Here is a 16,517-nt window from a genome sequence, read left to right on the forward strand (position 1 = left end):
GCCCCCGCCCCCCGGGCCCCCCCCCCCCCGACCCGGCCCGTCCGACCGGCGCCTGACGTCCCGTCAGGGTGCCGTGCGGGCGGGCCGGGACGGCGTCCTCGCCCGCAGCGGACGGAAAGGCGCTTGGAGCTGGTCGCAGGGTGCGGGAGGATCATCCGGACCGTACCCCGAAGGGCCCGTGCCGATGACCACGCTCGACCAGACCACCGCCGACCGCTCCCCGACCGACGCGCCAGCGCGTACGGCCGGCGAGCGGCCCCTGACCGCAGCACCGGCATCGCCGCGACCCACCGTGGAGGGCGGTGCCACCCGCTGCTCGATCGCGGCGGCGGGCACGGACTGCGCACCGGTCGGTGGCACCGGGGCCGGAGCCGCCCGGGACGGCTCGGTGCCGCGGCCGCGCGGCGGGGCGGCCGACGACGACGGGTCCGGCGCCGGCGGCTCCGGCCGGGGCGGCCCCGCCGGTGAGGGGGCGCCGGCGACCCGGGTCCGGACCGGCCCGGGCGAGGGTCCGCAGGCCGCGCAGGGGCAGGTGCCCGCGCCGGACGGCCCCGGCGTCACCCACCGCCGACCGGCGGAGGCGGACCGCACGCCGCCGGCCGAGGAGTACGGCCACGACCGCACCGGCGCGGGTCACCCGGACGTTCCCCACCCGGACGTTCCCCACCCGGACATTCCCCACCCGGCCGGGACGGACGCGACCGGGACGGAAGCCGTCACCGCGGAAGGCGTCGGGAGGGGCGCCTCCGGGACGGGTACCTCCGGGACGGACCGGACCGGGGCGCAGCCCGTCGGGACGGGCGGCGTGGTGTTCGTCCGGCTCCAGCAGCCGCCGACGGTCGAGGACCGGACCGTCCCCGTGCTGCGCGCGGCCCAGGAGGAGCTGCGGACCGCCGTCACCCGGCGCCCTTCGCCCTCCCGCCGGCTGCGTCGGATGCACCCGCAGACGGCCGGTGCGGGCCCGGCGCGGACGAACCGCGCGAGGGCCCGGCAGGCGACGGACCTCCCGACCGCCGCCGGCGACGCCGGGTCCACCGGTGAGTCCGCTCCACCGGCGCCCGCCGCCGAAACGCCGCTGGGCATCCTGATCGGCGGCACCCCGAACCTGCCGGAGACCGCCGGCCGCCCCGAGGAACGGCCGACCCTCCGGGCCTCGGCGGAACTGGTCCGTCTCGGTCGCGGGACCTGCCTGGTGATCCTGCCCGCGTGGCGGCCCGCCATCGCCGTCTCGGTACCGACCGAGCACCTGCTGGCGGCCACCGGGCTCGCCTACGAGCAGCTGGCCGACACGCCGCTCTCCGTCGTGATCAACCCCGGTGCCCTCCACGACCGGGAGCTGGAACTCCGGGAGTGGCAAGCCGGTCCGACCGGGCGGCAGGGCCGACGCGGCGGGCGTCGACAGCCCTGACCGGAGCCCCGCAGGCTCAGCTGACGACCGACCCGGCGTTCGGGACGTAGCCGAGGTCGACCGGCTCCGGTTCCCGCCGGTCGGCGAGCCAGCCCTCCCGCACGGCCGACAGCAGCTCGGGCAGCCGCGGCGGCCAGAGCGCGTCGGCGTTCTCGTCGGCGAGATCGGCCGGGGTCCACCAGCGCCAGTCGAGGATCATGTCGGCGGCGTGCATCGCGCTGACGTCACCGACGGGGCCCCGGTGCGGGCCGCTCGTGAGGTAGATGTGCTCGTGCTGGCGGACGGGAGTGCCGTGCCAGGTGAAGTCGTGCTCCCAGGTGCAGAGCAGCGGGCCGGGTTCGAGGTCGGTCCAGCCGGTCTCCTCCCACAGCTCGCGCCGCGCGCCCGTGTGCGGCGTCTCACCGGGCTCGATGCCGCCGCCCGGCATGGTCCAGTGCACGCCGACCTCGCTGTTGTCCGAGCGGAGGAGGAAGACCGAACCCTGCTCGTCCAGGACCACCGTACGGGCCGCGCGTCGCGGGGTCCTTCTCACGTTTCGCCACAGGTTTCGCATCGGGTCACTCTCGCAGCGGGCCCGGTCGGCCGTCGAGCGGATTGTCCGGCGCCGGCCCGACGCCGGCCCGGCCCGGGACGAGCCCGTTCGGCCCGTCGACCGGGCGGCGGTGGGGTGTTGACGGGCCGACGAACAGTCGGCGCACGTAGCCTGGCGCCCATGCCCGCACCCGCGTTCCTCCTCCCGGCCGACCCGCTCGACCCGCGCCGCCCCGATCCGCACTTCGCCTGGGAGGCGCGGCTGCTGCGCGGGCTGGGCGGCGAGCACCATCTCGTCGACCACGACGCCCTGCTCGCCGGTGACGCCCGGGCGGCGGTGGGCCGGGTGCCCGGAGGCCTCGGCCCGTTCTGGTACCGGGGGTGGATGCTGCCCGCCGACCGCTACGCCACCTTCGCCACCGCCCTGGCCGAGCGCGGCGCCCATCTGCTGACCAGCCCGCCCGGGTACGCCTCGGCGCACGAACTTCCGGGCTGGTACCGCGTGTTCGAGGGAGCGACGCCGACCAGCGTCTGGCTGCCTGCCTCGGCGTCGGTGCCGCCGGGGCCCGAGCAGTTGGCGGCGGCCGTCGCACGGCTCGGCGGGCGCGGTCCGGCGATCGTCAAGGACTACGTGAAGTCACGCAAGCACGAGTGGCACGAAGCCTGCTACGTCCCCGAGTTGGCGGACCTTCCGGGGGTGGCCCGGGTGGTGGACCGGTTCGTGGAGCTGCAGGGCGAGTTCCTGGCCGGGGGTGTGGTGCTTCGGCGGTACGAGGAGTTCGCCCGGGCCTCGACGGACCGACCGGACGACCGGGGTGACGGACCGTCGGGCGGGGGCGGCGACGGCGCGGATCCGGTCGGGGACGCGGGTGCCGTCGGGGACGCGGATGCGGACGGCCCGCGTGGCGAGGGCGGCAGGGGCCGCGCGGTGGAGGCCCGGGTGTGGTGGCTGGACGGAGAGCCCGTACTGGTCGGGCCGCATCCCGACACGCCCGGCTGCGCGGCCGACCCTGACCTCGACGTGGTCCGGCCCCTGGTGCGGGCCCTCGGCTGCCGTTTCGTCACCACCGACCTCGCCCACCGGGCCGACGGTTCCGGCTGGCGCGTGGTCGAGGTCGGTGACGGGCAGGTGAGCGACCTGCCCCGGGGGGTCGACGCGTCCGGGCTGCTGGTCGCGCTGCTCGCGGCCTGAGGACGGCGCGGACGCCGCCCGGACGCGCCCCGCCCGGACCGGGCGGCAGGGCCCCGGTCCGGGCGATGGCCCTGCCTCCCGTCCGGACCGGACTGCTAGCCGACGGCCGTACCGGGCACCGGCGCCGGACGGCCCTCCTGAAGGCCGTCTCGAAGGCCCTCCTGAAGGCCGTCGTGAAGGTCCTGCCCGTGGTGCCTGTCGGCGACGAACGCCTGCCAGAGCCGGGTGTACACGCCGCCGAGGGCGAGCAGCTCGGCGTGCGTGCCGTCCTCGACCACCCGGCCGTGGTCCAGCACGACGACCCGGTCGGCGCGTTCGGCGGTGGTCAGGCGGTGCGCGATGACGAGCGCGGTACGGCCGCCGCTGAGCCGGTCCGCGGCGTGGTTCACCGCGGCCTCGGTGGCCAGGTCGAGCGCCGCGGTCGCCTCGTCCAGTAGCAGGATGTCCGGGCCGACCAGCTCCGCCCGGGCCAGCGCGATCAGCTGGCGCTGCCCCGCCGAGAGGTTCCGTCCGCGGCCGGTGACCTCGTGGTCGTAGCCGTCCGTCAACCGGAGGATCATCTCGTGCGCGCCGACGGCCCGGGCCGCCGCCTCCACCTCGGACGCCGGGGCCGTGGGCCGGCCGTACGCGATCGCCTCGCGCACCGTCCCGGCGAAGAGGTACGCCTCCTGCGGCACCACGCCGAGCCGGTGGCGGTACTGCGCCAGGTCGTACCGGGTCAGGTCGACGCCGTCCACCCGGACCGTGCCGGCCGTCGCGTCGTAGAACCGGGCGACCAGCTTGACCAGGGTCGACTTGCCGGCCCCCGTCTCGCCGACGAGCGCCACCGTCTGGCCGGCGGGGATCCGCAGATTCACGCCGGAGAGGACGTCCGGGGCACCGTCCGCGCCGCCGTTGTAGGCGAAGCCGACGCCGTCGAACTCGATCTCGCCGCGGAGCCCGTCCGGGACCGGCATCGGGTCGGCCGCCTGCGCGGTGCTGGTCGGGGTGCGCAGCAGCTCGCGGATCCGGCCCAGGCCCACGGCCGCCTGCTGGTAGCCGTCGAACACCTGGGAGAGCTGGTTGACCGGCGCGAAGAAGAGGTCGATGTAGAGCAGGTACGCCACCAGGGCGCCGACGGTCAGCGTCCCCGACTCGACCCGCGACGCACCGACGATCAGCACCAGCGCGGCGGCCACGCTGGAGAGGAACTGGACGAACGGGAAGTACAGCGAGATGTAGAACTGGGCCCGCACCCGGGCCTCCCGGTAGGCCATGCCCCGGGCGACGAACCGGTCGGTGTTGGTGTCCAGCCGGCGGAACGCCTGGACGATCCGCATGCCCGCCACGTTCTCCTGGAGATCAGCGTTGACGGTGCTGATCAGGTCCCGGGAGATCTCGTACTGGGCCTTGGACTTCCTGCGGAAGACCAGGGTCGCGACGATCAGCAGCGGCAGCACCGCGAAGACCACCAGGGCCAGCCCGGCGTCGATGACCAGCAGGGCGGCGAAGATGCCGAGGAACGTCAGCAGGCTGACCACGGCCGTGACCACGCCGGTCTGGAGGAACGAGGTGAGCGAGTCGAGGTCGGTGGTCATCCGGGTCATGATCCGGCCGGAGAGCTCGCGCTCGTAGTAGTCCAGGCCGAGCCGGTTGAGGTGGGCGAAGATCTTGAGCCGCAGGGTGTAGAGCACCCGCTCGCCGGTCCGGCCGCTGACCCGGCTCTCGGCGCCCTGGACCAGCCAGTCCAGCAGGACGATCGCCAGCGCGGTGAGTGCGGCGACCGCGACGCCGGACAGCATCGCCTTGCTGACGCCGTCGTCGATGCCGTGGCGGATCAGGATCGGCAGGACCAGCCCGGCCCCCGCGTCCAGGGTGACCAGCAGCAGGGCGAGGGCGAGCGGGGCGCGGAAGGGGCGGAGCAGGCGGCGGAGGGAGAAGTCCGGGTCGCCGGTCTCGGCCTCGCTCCGGGACACCGCAGGGGTGTCGGTGGCCGGCGGGAGGGCGGCGACCCGGGCCACCAGATCGGGGGCCGCGGTGCGGGCCGCCTTGGTCAGGGCCGGGGTGGGCATCGCGGGGGCCTCGGTCCGAGGCCGGTCGTCGGCGTCGGCGTCGGGTACGGCTTCGGCTCGCGTCCCGGCCTCGGTCCGGGCCTCGGCAGGCTCAGCCACGGCGCTGGTACCGACGGCCTCGGCGGTCTGCGGTGTTCCGGGAGCCTCCGGTGCGGCGGTCGCGGACGCGGACGCGGTCCGGCCGGCCTCGGGGTCGGAGATCAGGGCTCGGTACTGGGGACATCGGGCGTCGAGTTCCTCGTGCGTCCCGATGTCCAGCAGACGGCCGTGCTCCAGGATCGCGATCCGGTCGGCCAGCTGGAGGGTGGAGCGTCGGTGGGCGATCAGCAGGGTGGTCCGGCCCGCCATCACCGAACGCAGCGCGTCGTGGATCTCGGCCTCGATCTGCGGATCGACCGCCGAGGTGGCGTCGTCCAGCAGCAGGATGCGCGGGTCGGTGAGGATCGCGCGGGCCAGGGCGATCCGCTGGCGCTGGCCGCCGGAGAGGGTGAGCCCCTGCTCGCCGACCTTGGTCTCGTAACCGGCGGGCAGCTGTCGGACGAACTCGTCCGCCTGGGCCGCCCGGGCGGCGGCCACGACCTGCTCGTCGGTGGCGTCCGGCCGGCCGTAGGCGATGTTGGTACGGACCGTCTCGGAGAAGAGGAAGCTCTCCTCGGGCACGATGCCGACGGCCGCCCGGACCGAGTCGAGCGTCAGGTCCCGCAGGTCGTGGCCGTAGAGGCGGACGGCGCCGGCCGCCGGGTCGTAGAACCTCGGCACCAGCTGCGCCACCGTGGACTTGCCGGAGCCCGACGCGCCGACCAGCGCCAGCGTCTCGCCGGGGGCGAGCCTGAGGCTGAGCCCGTGCAGGACGGGTGCCGGGTGCTCGGGGTCGTAACGGAACTCGACCCCGTCGAACTCCAGAGCCACGTCGGCGGCGCGGGGGCCGACGGCGGGCGGGCCGCCGGCCGTCCCTGCGACGGCGCTCCCGGGGGTGTCGCTCCCGGGGGCGGCGGCCTCCGCGGTGAGGTCGAGGGTGACCGCGTCCGGCCGCTCGCGGACCAGCGGGCGCTCGTCGACCAGCTGGAGCACCCGCTCGACGCCCGCCCTGGCCTGCTGGCCGACCGTGATGACCATGGTCAGCATCCGCACCGGACCGGTCATCTGCGCCACGTACGTGGAGAAGGCGACGAAGGTGCCGAGCGTGACACGGCCGTCGACCGCCAGCCAGCCGCCGAAGGCCAGCACGGCGACCTGGGCCAGCGCCGGGATCGCCTGCATCGCCGGGTTGTAGCGGCTGTTCAGTCGGATCGAGCGCAGCCGGGCCGCGAAGAGGCGGCGCGAGGCCGTCTCCAGCTTGTCCAGCTCCTGGGCCTCCTGCCCGAAGCCCTTGACCACCCGCACGCCGCCGATCGCCTCGTCGACCACGCCCGCGACGGCGGCCGCCTCCTGCTGGGCGGCCCAGGTGGACGGGAACAGCCGCTTCCGGCTGAGCACCGAGATCCACCAGAGCAACGGGCCCATCACCAGGGCGATCAGGGTGAGCGGAGGCGAGAGCCAGATCATCACGCCCAACGACATGACGAACATGACCAGGTAGCCGGTCATCATGGGCAGCATCGAGAGCAGCCCGTTGATCAGCTGGAGGTCGGAGGTGGCGCGGCCGACCACCTGCCCGGTGTCCAGCCGGTCCTGCCGGTGGCCGTCCAGCCGGCCGAGCGAGCGGAAGAGGTCGCTGCGCATGTCGTGCTGGACGTCCAGGGCCAGCTGCCCGCCGTAGTAGCGGCGCACCTGTGTGCAGCCGAACACCACGGCGGCGGCCAGCAGCAGGACGCCCGCCCACGGTGCCAGCGAGCGGGTGTGCGAGGTGATGACGTCGTCGATGATCAGCTTGGTGACCAGCGGCACCAGGGCGGTGACGGCCATGCCGACGAGCGAGGCGCCGAAGGCCAGCAGCACGCTGCGCCGCGACCGCCAGCAGTAGCCGAGCAGCCGCCGGAGCCAACCCTGCCCCTCGGCGTGCTCCGCGCCGGCGGGGCGGTCGGGACCGCCCGGTCCTTCGTCCGGGCCGGGGGCCGGGTTCGGCCCGGCGTTCCCGGTGCCGTTCGACGTGCTCGTGTCGCCCCGTGCGCCGCCGGTCGTGCCGGCCGCGCCCCGGGAGCCGGTTCGGGTGCCGCTCGGGGAAAGCTCCACCGTAGATCCGTGAGTCTCAGGCATATTTAGGGATGCTAACCATTCCGTCGGGTGGCCGCCATGGATTTCAGGCCGGGGCGAGCCGGGATTCCCGGCCCGGCGGAGGAACCAACAGCCCGCAACCTGCGGTGATTCCCGCGTCGGCCCGCCCTCCGCGCCCTCTACCAGGGTCGCCGACCGCGCGCGGAATGCCCACCTCCCGCCGACGCAGCGGGCGCACCGCCATTGGTCCTAGGGCTGTCGGCCGACCCCGACGACACGAGTCGGAGCTCAGTCCTGCGGCACGACGGTGTCGGCGACGGGCGCGGCGGCGGCAACGGGAGCGGTGTCGGCGACGGGCGCGGCGGCGGTGGTCGTGGCGGCGTCGGCGGGCGTGTCCGCCGATGCGGGCGCGACGACGGCGGAATCGGCACTCTCGTGGCCGCCGGTGGCCGCGACGGCGCCTGCGGCGACCGCTCCGGCGGCGGCCGCGAAGGCGCCGTGCGCGAGGCTGTGCAGCAGCGCGGCCATCGCGTCGCGCTGGAGTCCGGCCCGCTCGTCCTGGGCGGGGTTCGGGCCGAGGCTGTGCGGGGTCGAGTTGATCAGCCCGAAGACGGCGTGCACGGCCGCGCGGGCGACCGGCTCCGCCGCCGGGGCCGCGAGCGACGGGTAGGCCTGGCGGACCACGTCCACCCAGAGCTCCACGTAGCCGCGCTGGAGCCGGCGGACCGTCCGGCGGTCCTCCGTCCGGAGGTTCAGCAGCTCCCGGTCGTGCAGGGTGATCAGGTCGCGGTCGTCGAGCGCGAAGTCCACGTGCCTGCCGATCAGCGCGTCCAGTGCCGCGGCCGGACCGTCACTGCCACCCGCTCGGCGGCGCCCTTCCTCAAGGAGTCGCTCGCTGATGCCGATCAGCAGGTCGGCGAGCATCGCGTCCTTGCCCGCGAAGTGCCGGTAGAGCCCGGGGCCGCTGATGCCGACGGCCCTGCCGATCTCGTCCACCCCGACACCGAGGAAGCCGCGGGCGGCGAACAGCCTCGCGGCCTCCTTCCGGATCTGGTCGCGGCGCGGGAGCCCTGAGGCGGATGGGGCGTTCGACATGAGGCCCATCGTAGACAGTGGGGTTATCGGTCGTTAACCTGGGCGACAGAAGTTAACGTTCATTAACGTGTGGGGGCCGCAGGCTCACCAGGCTCTGCCGGCCCACCTGCCACCGAGGGCAAGGGAGCTCTTGGAATGGTCATCTCCACCGCCGGAGCAGCTGCCGGCGTCAACGGCAGCTCCGCGACCGGCACCCCGGCGACCGGCGCAGCCTTCGGGTCCGTCGCCCCTGGTGGCGCCGCACCGGCACCACGGCTGGACACCGCCGCCGACCCCGGGTCGGAGGCCTACCGGAGCAACACCGCCGCCCACCGGGCGCTGGTCGCCGAGCTCCGCGAGAAGCTCGGCGCCGCCTCGCTCGGCGGAGGCGCCAAGGCCAGGGCCCGGCACACCTCGCGCGGCAAGCTGCTCCCCCGCGACCGTGTGGACACCCTGCTCGACCCGGCCTCCCCCTTCCTCGAACTGGCCCCGCTGGCGGCCGACGGGATGTACGACGGCGCCGCACCGGCCGCCGGGGTGATCGCGGGCATCGGCCGGGTCGCCGGACGGGAGGTCGTCGTGGTCGCCAACGACGCCACCGTCAAGGGCGGCACCTACTACCCGATGACGGTCAAGAAGCACCTGCGCGCGCAGGAGGTCGCGCTGGAGAACCGGCTCCCCTGCATCTATCTGGTCGACTCCGGCGGTGCCTTCCTCCCGATGCAGGACGAGGTCTTCCCGGACCGCGACCACTTCGGCCGGATCTTCTACAACCAGGCCCGCCTCTCGGCGGCCGGGATCCCGCAGATCGCCGCCGTGCTCGGCTCGTGCACGGCGGGCGGCGCGTACGTCCCGGCGATGAGCGACCAGGCCGTCATCGTCCGCAACCAGGGCACGATCTTCCTCGGCGGGCCGCCGCTGGTGAAGGCCGCGACCGGCGAGGTGGTGACCGCCGAGGAGCTGGGCGGCGGCGACCTGCACTCCCGGACCTCCGGCGTCACGGACCACCTCGCCGAGGACGACGCCCACGCCCTCTCGATCGTCCGCACCATCGTCGCGGGACTCGGGCCGCGCGCGGCCCGGCCGTGGCCGCTCGCCCCGGCCGAACCGCCGGCCGTCGACCCGGCCGGCCTGTACGGGGCCGTGCCGGTCGACCCGCGCACGCCCTACGACGTGCGCGAGGTGATCGCGCGGCTCGTCGACGGCAGCCGGTTCGCCGAGTTCAAGGCCGAGTACGGCGCGACCCTGGTGACCGGCTTCGCCCGGATCCACGGCCACCCGGTCGGCATCGTCGCCAACAACGGCGTGCTGTTCGCCGAGTCCGCCCTCAAGGGCGCCCACTTCATCGAGCTGTGCGACCAGCGGGGCATCCCCCTCCTCTTCCTGCAGAACATCACCGGGTTCATGGTCGGCCGGCAGTACGAGGCGGGCGGCATCGCCAAGCACGGCGCCAAGATGGTCAACGCCGTCGCCTGCACCCGCGTCCCGAAGCTGACGGTGGTGATCGGCGGCTCGTACGGAGCCGGCAACTACTCGATGTGCGGCCGGGCGTACTCACCCCGCTTCCTGTGGATGTGGCCGGGCGCCAAGATCTCCGTGATGGGCGGCGAGCAGGCCGCTTCGGTGCTGGCCACCGTCCGCCGTGACCAGCTGGAGGCGCACGGCGAGGAGTGGCCGGCCGAGGCGGAGGACGAGTTCAAGCGCCCCGTCCGCGAGCAGTACGACCGCCAGGGCAACGCCTACTACGCCACCGCCCGGCTCTGGGACGACGGAGTGATCGACCCGATGGACACCCGGACCGTCCTCGGCCTGGCCCTGACGGCCTGCGCCAACGCCCCGCTGCCGCCGCCCGGCCCGTTCGGCGTCTTCCGCATGTAGGTCGTCCGCCGAAGGCCCTCCACCGGCGGGCCTTCGGCAGGCGGCCCCGTGCGCGGAAGCGCGGGCCGTCGACCCGCCGGACGCCCCCGTCCGACGGCCGACGGCGCCGCAGCGCCGCCACCGCGGTCCGACCGCCGCTCCCGCTCGACCACCTCCTCACGTACGGCTCCCCCTCGACCCGGAGGAACGCCTCCCATGTTCGACACAGTTCTGGTCGCCAACCGCGGCGAGATCGCCGTCCGGGTGATCCGCACCCTGCGGCGTCTCGGCGTGCGCTCGGTCGCCGTGTTCAGCGACGCCGACGCGGACGCCCCGCACGTCCGCGAGGCCGACGTCGCGGTCCGGCTCGGCCCTGCCGACCGCAGCGACAGCTCGGCCGCCGAAACCTACCTGCGGACCGACCAGATCCTCGCCGCCGCCCGCCGGACCGGCGCCCAGGCCGTCCACCCCGGCTACGGCTTCCTCGCCGAGAACGCCTCCTTCGCCCGCGCCTGCGCAGAAGCGGGCCTCGTCTTCATCGGTCCTCCTCCCGCCGCGGTCGAGCTGATGGGTGACAAGATCAACGCCAAGGAGGCCGTACGGGCCGCCGGCGTGCCGGTGGTGCCCGGCAGCCGTGCCACCGCGCCCAGCGACGACGCACTCGTCGCGGCCGCCGACGAGATCGGCTACCCGGTCCTGCTGAAGCCGTCCGCCGGTGGCGGCGGCAAGGGCATGCGGCTGGTCCGCGACCCGGCCGACCTGCCCTCCGAGATCGCAGCCGCCCGGCGCGTCGCCCGCACCGCCTTCGGCGACGACACCCTGCTGCTGGAGCGCTGGATCGACCGGCCGCGCCACATCGAGGTCCAGGTGCTCGCCGACGCCCACGGCACCACCGTCCACCTCGGCGAACGCGAGTGCAGCCTTCAGCGCCGCCACCAGAAGCTGATCGAAGAGGCTCCCTCCGTCCTGCTCAATGCCGAGACCCGCGCCGCGATGGGCGCCGCCGCCGTCCGGGCCGCCGAGTCCTGCGGCTACACCGGCGCCGGCACCGTGGAGTTCATCGTCCCCGGCGTCGACCCGGACTCCCCCACCCCCACCGAGGGGGTACGGGACTTCTTCTTCATGGAGATGAACACCCGCCTCCAGGTGGAACACCCCGTCACCGAGCTGGCCGTCTCCGTGGGCGGCTCGCGCTCCCGGGGTTCGTCTGCGTCAGGTTCGACCGCGGGTGATCCGGACACGGACGGTCGGGACGCCGACGATCCGGCCGTCACCGACCCGGGAGCGGACCGGCCCCGGCGGCTCGACCTGGTCGAGTGGCAGCTGCGGATCGCCGCGGACGAACACCTCGCCTTCACCCAGTCCGACATCTCCTTCCTGGGCCACGCCATCGAGGCCCGGATCTGCGCCGAGGACCCGGAACGGGACTTCCTGCCCACCGGCGGACGCATCCTGCTCCTCGACGAACCACGGGGCGAAGGCATCCGGGTGGACTCCGGGGTCGCCCCGGGGACCGTCATCACCAGCTCCTACGACCCCATGCTCGCCAAGGTCATCGCCTACGGACCCGACCGGCCGACCGCGCTGCGACGCCTCCGCGCCGCACTGGCGGACACCCGGATCCTCGGCGTCACCACCAACACCGGCTTCCTGCGGCGACTGCTCGCCCACCCCGAGGTCGCCGCCGGACGGCTCGACACCGGCCTGGTGGAGCAGACCGCGCAGCAGCAGCCCGGGCTGCTCGCCTCGCCCTACTCCCCGGCCGCCGCGCCCGCACCGGACACCGAAGCCCCGGAAGCCCCGGCATCCGGAGCCCCGGAGGCCGCGGCACCCGACGCGCTGCCGCCCGGGTCACCGACACCCGCCCACCTCCTCTACTACGCCGCCGCGCTCGCACGGCACCTGGACCTGACCCCCGCCGCCGACCACGACGGCTGGACCGACCCCTTCTCCCTTCCCTCCGGCTGGCGCCTGGGCGGCGCCCCCGCCTGGACCACCCACCGACTCCGTGCCCCCGGCCAGGACCCGGTGTCGGTGCGCATCCGTTCGATCACTGCGGGCAACGTATCCGAGGCCACCGACAATCCGCCCGGCGTCGCCCCCGCGGTGGAGATCCGGCTCGGCGCCGGGCCGGTCCACCGCGCCCGGGCCACCCGGTCCGGCGACCGGCTCCGCCTCACCGTGGACGGCCTGCGGACGACCTTCGCGCTGGCCGCCGACCGGGCCCCCGGCACCGCGGCCGGTCCGGTGACGTGGCTCGGGATCGACGGCGACGCCTGGCCGGTGCACGGCCACGACGCCGTCGGCGGGAACGCCGCCGCCGGCGCGGCCCACCACGGCGCCCTGACCGCACCGATGCCCGGCACCGTCACGGTCGTGAAGACCACGGCCGGCGAGACCGTCCGCAAGGGCCAGCCCCTGCTCGTCCTGGAGGCCATGAAGATGGAACACGTGATCGCCGCCCCGCACGACGGGACGGTGAGCGAGCTGCGGGCCACCGCGGGCGCCACCGTCGCGATGGAGGAACTGCTGGTCGTGGTCACCCCCGCCGGGGCCGCACCGGCCCCCGCCGAGGGCGCCGGAGCCGAGGTGCGGCCGTGACCGCCGCCACCCCCGCGCACGAGCCCGACGCGCTCGACCTGGGCCTGCCGGCCCCGGTCCGGGCGCCCGGCCTGCCCGCGGAGGTCCGGATCCACGAGGTCGGACCGCGAGACGGGCTGCAGAACGAGAGCGCCCTCGTCCCGGTCGAGGTCAAGGCCGAGTTCATCGCCCGGCTCGCCGACGCCGGCCTGCGGACCGTCGAGGCCACCAGCTTCGTTCACCCGAAGTGGGTACCCCAGCTCGCCGACGCCGAGGAGCTGATGCCCCGGCTCGCCGGTCTGCCGAGCGGGCGTCCCGGGCTGCGCCTGCCGGTCCTGGTGCCCAACGAGCGCGGGCTGGACCGTGCGCTGGCCCACCGCGCCGAGGACGTCGCGGTCTTCGCCAGCGCCACCGAGACGTTCGCCCGACGCAACCTCAACCGGTCGGCGGACGAGGCGATGGAGATGTTCCGGCCCGTGGTGGAGCGCGCCACGGCCGCCGGGGTCCGGGTCCGCGGCTACCTGTCGATGTGCTTCGGCGACCCCTGGGAGGGCCCGGTCCCGCCCGCCCAGGTGATCGGTTTCGGGGTGCGGCTGCTGGAGATGGGCTGCACCGAGCTGAGCCTCGGCGACACCATCGGCGTGGCCACCCCGGGCCAGGTCACCGCCCTGCTGGACGGGTTCGCCGAGGCAGGGGTGCCGGCGGGACGGCTCGCGGTGCACTTCCACGACACCTACGGCCAGGCGCTCAGCAACACGCTGGCCGCGCTGCGCTCCGGGATCACGGTGGTCGACGCCTCGGCGGGCGGCCTGGGCGGCTGCCCGTACGCCAAGAGCGCCACCGGGAACCTGGCCACCGAGGACCTGGTGTGGATGCTGCACGGACTCGGCATCCGCACCGGTGTCGACCTCCGCGCCCTGGTCGCCACCAGCGGCTGGATGGCGAGACGGCTCGGTCGCCCGAGCCCCTCCCGGACGGTCCGGGCCCTGCTGGGCCCCGGCGCCGGACAGGACTGACGCCGGCGGGGGTCCCCGGCCGCCCATCCGCTCGTCCGGGCCCCGCCCTTCCCCCCTCATCACACCGCGCGTCCGCCACACCACCGAACGGACGGCGGTCGTCCCGATCAAGCCCGCGCCCACCCGGCGGGGCCTCAGGAGGATCATCATGCTCGACCACCGGTTGAACACCGAGCACGAGGAACTGCGGCGCACCGTGGCCGAATTCGCCCAGGACGTGGTCGCCCCGAAGATCGGCGAGTACTACGAGCAGGGCGAGTTCCCCTACGAGATCGTCCGGGAGATGGGACGGATGGGCCTGTTCGGCCTGCCCTTCCCCGAGGAGTACGGCGGCATGGGCGGCGACTACTTCGCGCTCTGCCTGACGCTGGAGGAGCTCGCCCGGGTCGACTCCTCGGTCGCCATCACCCTGGAGGCGGCGGTCTCGCTCGGAGCGATGCCGATCTACCGCTTCGGGACGGAGGAGCAGAAGCGCGAGTGGCTGCCCCGCCTGACCTCCGGCGAGCTGCTCGGCGCGTTCGGACTGACCGAGCCCGAGGGCGGTTCCGACGCGGGCGCCACCCGCACCACCGCCCGGTACGACGAGGCCACCGACGAGTGGGTGATCAACGGCACCAAGTGCTTCATCACCAACTCCGGCACCGACATCACCGGTCTGGTCACCGTCACCGCGCTCACCGAACCGCTCGCTCGTTCGAGTGAAGGGGGCGAATTCTCCTCGCCACGGCGCGAGATCTCCTCCATCATCGTGCCCAGCGGCACCCCCGGGTTCCAGGTGTCGAAGAAGTACTCGAAGGTCGGATGGAACGCATCCGACACCCGCGAACTGTCCTTTACCGACTGCCGCGTCCCCGCGGCCAACCTGCTGGGTGAGCGCGGCCGCGGCTACGCCCAGTTCCTGCGGATCCTCGACGAGGGCCGCATCGCGATCGCCGCCCTGGCCACCGGCCTGGCCCAGGGCTGCGTGGACCAGTCCGTCTCCTACGCCGGTACGCGCCGGGCCTTCGGCCGGACGATCGGCACCAACCAGGCGATCCAGTTCAAGCTCGCCGACATGGAGCTGCGCGCCCACACCTCCCGCCTCGCCTGGCGGGACGCCGCGTCCCGGCTGCTGCACTCGGAACCGTTCAAGAAGGAGGCCGCGATCGCCAAGCTGTACTCGTCGGAGGCCGCCGTCGACAACGCCCGCGAGGCGACCCAGATCCACGGCGGGTACGGCTTCATGAACGAGTTCCCGGTCGCCCGCTTCTGGCGCGACTGCAAGATCCTTGAAATCGGCGAGGGCACCTCGGAGGTCCAGCGCATGCTCATCGCCCGCGAGCTCGGCGTCTCCTGAGAGAGCGCCCGCAAGCCCTGTCCGCACACGACGACACGTCCCCGTCCGTCGATCCTCCCGCCCCGTCCGCCGCGCACCGGCCGGCCGGTGGGCGGGGCCGGAGGGTCACGGGAGGGGCGGCCCGACCGCACCGCGGTCGCCGACGTCGATCTGCTCGTACCGGGTGAGCGCGAGTTCGAACGCCGCCGGTTCGACCTTCACCGTGCCGTCGAACGGGCCGCTGAGCTGGAACACCAGACCGACCGCGAACGCCACCGCAGCGCCCATGAACCCCATCAGCACCAGATTGCGCCCGCCGGCTGTCAGCCCGATCAGCGGCGGCACGGCCAGCACGACCACCGCTCCCACCACCAGACCCCACAACTCCAGTGTCGGCGCCCGCGAGCCGACGTCGGCCAGCCGGGCCGTCCGCCGTGCGTAGGCATCCTCCAGCCCTCTCAACGTGTCCGCCTTGGCACCGAGTTCGACCGGGTCCTCGGTCCGTACCGCGTCCGCCGCGACCCGGACCCGGTCGATCGACACCCACGCCTCGGCACTGCCGTGCCCCTGCCCCAGCTGCACCCACTCCTCGTCGATCACCTGCCGGGTGTACGCCCGCAGCCGCTGCCGTACCACCGGACGGTCCGGTCCCGGCAGCAGCCGCGCGGACCAGTACACCTCGGTGAGCGCGCGGGACTCCTCGTAGGTGTGCCGACGCGCGTCGCTGAGCTCCTGCCAGGCGCCGGCGACGGCGAAGCCCGTGAAGAGGGCGAAGAACCCGAGCACGGCCGCACTCACGAAGCCGACCGCGGACGAGTTCCCCTCGTCGTCCGGGGAGGAGCGAAGCCGCCCGATACCGAGACCGATCACTACGGCGAGAGCCGCACCGGCCAGCACCGCGACGACGTTGACCCACATCTACGGGCTCTCCCTCAGAGGTTCATGATCCACTACGGCCTCCGGGGCCACCACCGGGGCGCTTGCGCACCATCGTGGCGGCGGCCAGGACCACAAGGACCGGAAGCATGATCGCCATCAGCAGCATCAGCACTTCGCCGGTGCCCCATCCGCTCTCCCAGTCGAACGGCGAGCCTTCCGGCCCCTGGGCGGCCGCAGCCACTCCTCCACCCGAACTGCCGGAACCCACGCCCGTATCGCCCGCACCGGGGTTCAGGGCGTCGGCGCCCGCGCCACCCGCCCCACCATTCGCGGCACCACCCGGGGCACCCGCCGCGCCGCTCCCGGCCGCGCCTGCCGCCCCGGCCGCCGCCGGGGCGGGCACGGCCTGGAAGGGGCTCGCCGGAAGTCCGAAGAGCGCGGTACCCGGACGGAAGGGCAC

General features: G+C 74.5%; 9 protein-coding genes and 2 pseudogenes. 6 read left to right on the forward strand and 5 right to left on the reverse strand.

The window, feature by feature from the left end:
- Window positions 1-184 precede the first annotated feature (184 nt).
- The gene (locus tag ACFWOG_RS31445; protein ID WP_380362406.1) at window positions 185-1,408 is read left to right on the forward strand and encodes a hypothetical protein; all 1,224 of its coding nucleotides are present in this window, start codon (window positions 185-187) and stop codon (window positions 1,406-1,408) included.
- A 16-nt stretch (window positions 1,409-1,424) separates the two neighbouring features.
- Here the strand turns inward: ACFWOG_RS31445 and ACFWOG_RS31450 are convergent, their stop codons facing one another.
- Entirely contained in the window at window positions 1,425-1,961 is a 537-nt protein-coding gene (locus tag ACFWOG_RS31450) for an NUDIX domain-containing protein (RefSeq protein WP_329883735.1), read from the reverse strand.
- 159 nt (window positions 1,962-2,120) lie between these two features.
- Between ACFWOG_RS31450 and ACFWOG_RS31455 the strand changes: the two genes are divergently transcribed.
- The gene (locus ACFWOG_RS31455; RefSeq protein ID WP_380362409.1) at window positions 2,121-3,131 is read left to right on the forward strand and encodes an ATP-grasp domain-containing protein; all 1,011 of its coding nucleotides are present in this window, start codon (window positions 2,121-2,123) and stop codon (window positions 3,129-3,131) included.
- A 95-nt stretch (window positions 3,132-3,226) separates the two neighbouring features.
- Here the strand turns inward: ACFWOG_RS31455 and ACFWOG_RS31460 are convergent, their stop codons facing one another.
- Both ACFWOG_RS31460 and ACFWOG_RS31465 read right to left on the reverse strand, forming a co-directional pair.
- On the reverse strand, window positions 3,227-7,153 hold the full coding sequence (locus ACFWOG_RS31460) for an ABC transporter transmembrane domain-containing protein (RefSeq protein WP_380362419.1): 3,927 nt from the start codon (window positions 7,151-7,153) through the stop codon (window positions 3,227-3,229).
- A gap of 642 nt (window positions 7,154-7,795) precedes the next feature.
- A pseudogene (locus ACFWOG_RS31465) lies at window positions 7,796-8,431 on the reverse strand (TetR/AcrR family transcriptional regulator); the annotation flags it as partial.
- A 135-nt stretch (window positions 8,432-8,566) separates the two neighbouring features.
- On the opposite strand from ACFWOG_RS31465, the gene ACFWOG_RS31470 reads away from it, so the two are divergent.
- From ACFWOG_RS31470 to ACFWOG_RS31485, 4 genes are all read left to right on the forward strand, one after another.
- On the forward strand, window positions 8,567-10,288 hold the full coding sequence (locus ACFWOG_RS31470) for a carboxyl transferase domain-containing protein (RefSeq protein ID WP_380362411.1): 1,722 nt from the start codon (window positions 8,567-8,569) through the stop codon (window positions 10,286-10,288).
- 195 nt (window positions 10,289-10,483) lie between these two features.
- On the forward strand, window positions 10,484-12,868 hold the full coding sequence (locus ACFWOG_RS31475) for an acetyl/propionyl/methylcrotonyl-CoA carboxylase subunit alpha (protein ID WP_380362413.1): 2,385 nt from the start codon (window positions 10,484-10,486) through the stop codon (window positions 12,866-12,868).
- Window positions 12,865-13,863: a hydroxymethylglutaryl-CoA lyase gene (locus tag ACFWOG_RS31480; RefSeq protein WP_380362415.1), complete on the forward strand. Its 999-nt coding sequence runs from the start codon at window positions 12,865-12,867 to the stop codon at window positions 13,861-13,863. Before ACFWOG_RS31475 ends, ACFWOG_RS31480 begins: the two co-directional genes overlap by 4 nt.
- Before the next feature lie 148 nt (window positions 13,864-14,011).
- The gene (locus ACFWOG_RS31485) at window positions 14,012-15,199 is read left to right on the forward strand and encodes an acyl-CoA dehydrogenase family protein (protein ID WP_329883726.1); all 1,188 of its coding nucleotides are present in this window, start codon (window positions 14,012-14,014) and stop codon (window positions 15,197-15,199) included.
- Between the two features lie 105 nt (window positions 15,200-15,304).
- Here ACFWOG_RS31485 and ACFWOG_RS31490 read toward each other — a convergent pair whose 3' ends face one another.
- The gene (locus tag ACFWOG_RS31490) at window positions 15,305-16,096 is read right to left on the reverse strand and encodes a hypothetical protein (protein ID WP_380362417.1); all 792 of its coding nucleotides are present in this window, start codon (window positions 16,094-16,096) and stop codon (window positions 15,305-15,307) included.
- 22 nt (window positions 16,097-16,118) lie between these two features.
- Window positions 16,119-16,517 (reverse strand): annotated as a pseudogene (locus tag ACFWOG_RS31495) (hypothetical protein); the annotation flags it as partial.

It is taken from the genome of Kitasatospora sp. NPDC058406 (assembly GCF_042722765.1).
Lineage (GTDB): Bacteria > Actinomycetota > Actinomycetes > Streptomycetales > Streptomycetaceae > Kitasatospora.

Excerpts from the sequence above, each read along its gene's own strand:
- ACFWOG_RS31485 (WP_329883726.1), top strand. The coding sequence starts at position 14,012 with ATGCTCGACCACCGGTTGAACACCGAGCACGAGGAACTGCGGCGCACC.
- ACFWOG_RS31450 (WP_329883735.1), bottom strand. The coding sequence starts at position 1,961 with ATGCGAAACCTGTGGCGAAACGTGAGAAGGACCCCGCGACGCGCGGCC.
- ACFWOG_RS31445 (WP_380362406.1), top strand. The coding sequence starts at position 185 with ATGACCACGCTCGACCAGACCACCGCCGACCGCTCCCCGACCGACGCG.
- ACFWOG_RS31455 (WP_380362409.1), top strand. The coding sequence starts at position 2,121 with ATGCCCGCACCCGCGTTCCTCCTCCCGGCCGACCCGCTCGACCCGCGC.
- ACFWOG_RS31490 (WP_380362417.1), bottom strand. The coding sequence starts at position 16,096 with ATGTGGGTCAACGTCGTCGCGGTGCTGGCCGGTGCGGCTCTCGCCGTA.
- ACFWOG_RS31475 (WP_380362413.1), top strand. The coding sequence starts at position 10,484 with ATGTTCGACACAGTTCTGGTCGCCAACCGCGGCGAGATCGCCGTCCGG.
- ACFWOG_RS31470 (WP_380362411.1), top strand. The coding sequence starts at position 8,567 with ATGGTCATCTCCACCGCCGGAGCAGCTGCCGGCGTCAACGGCAGCTCC.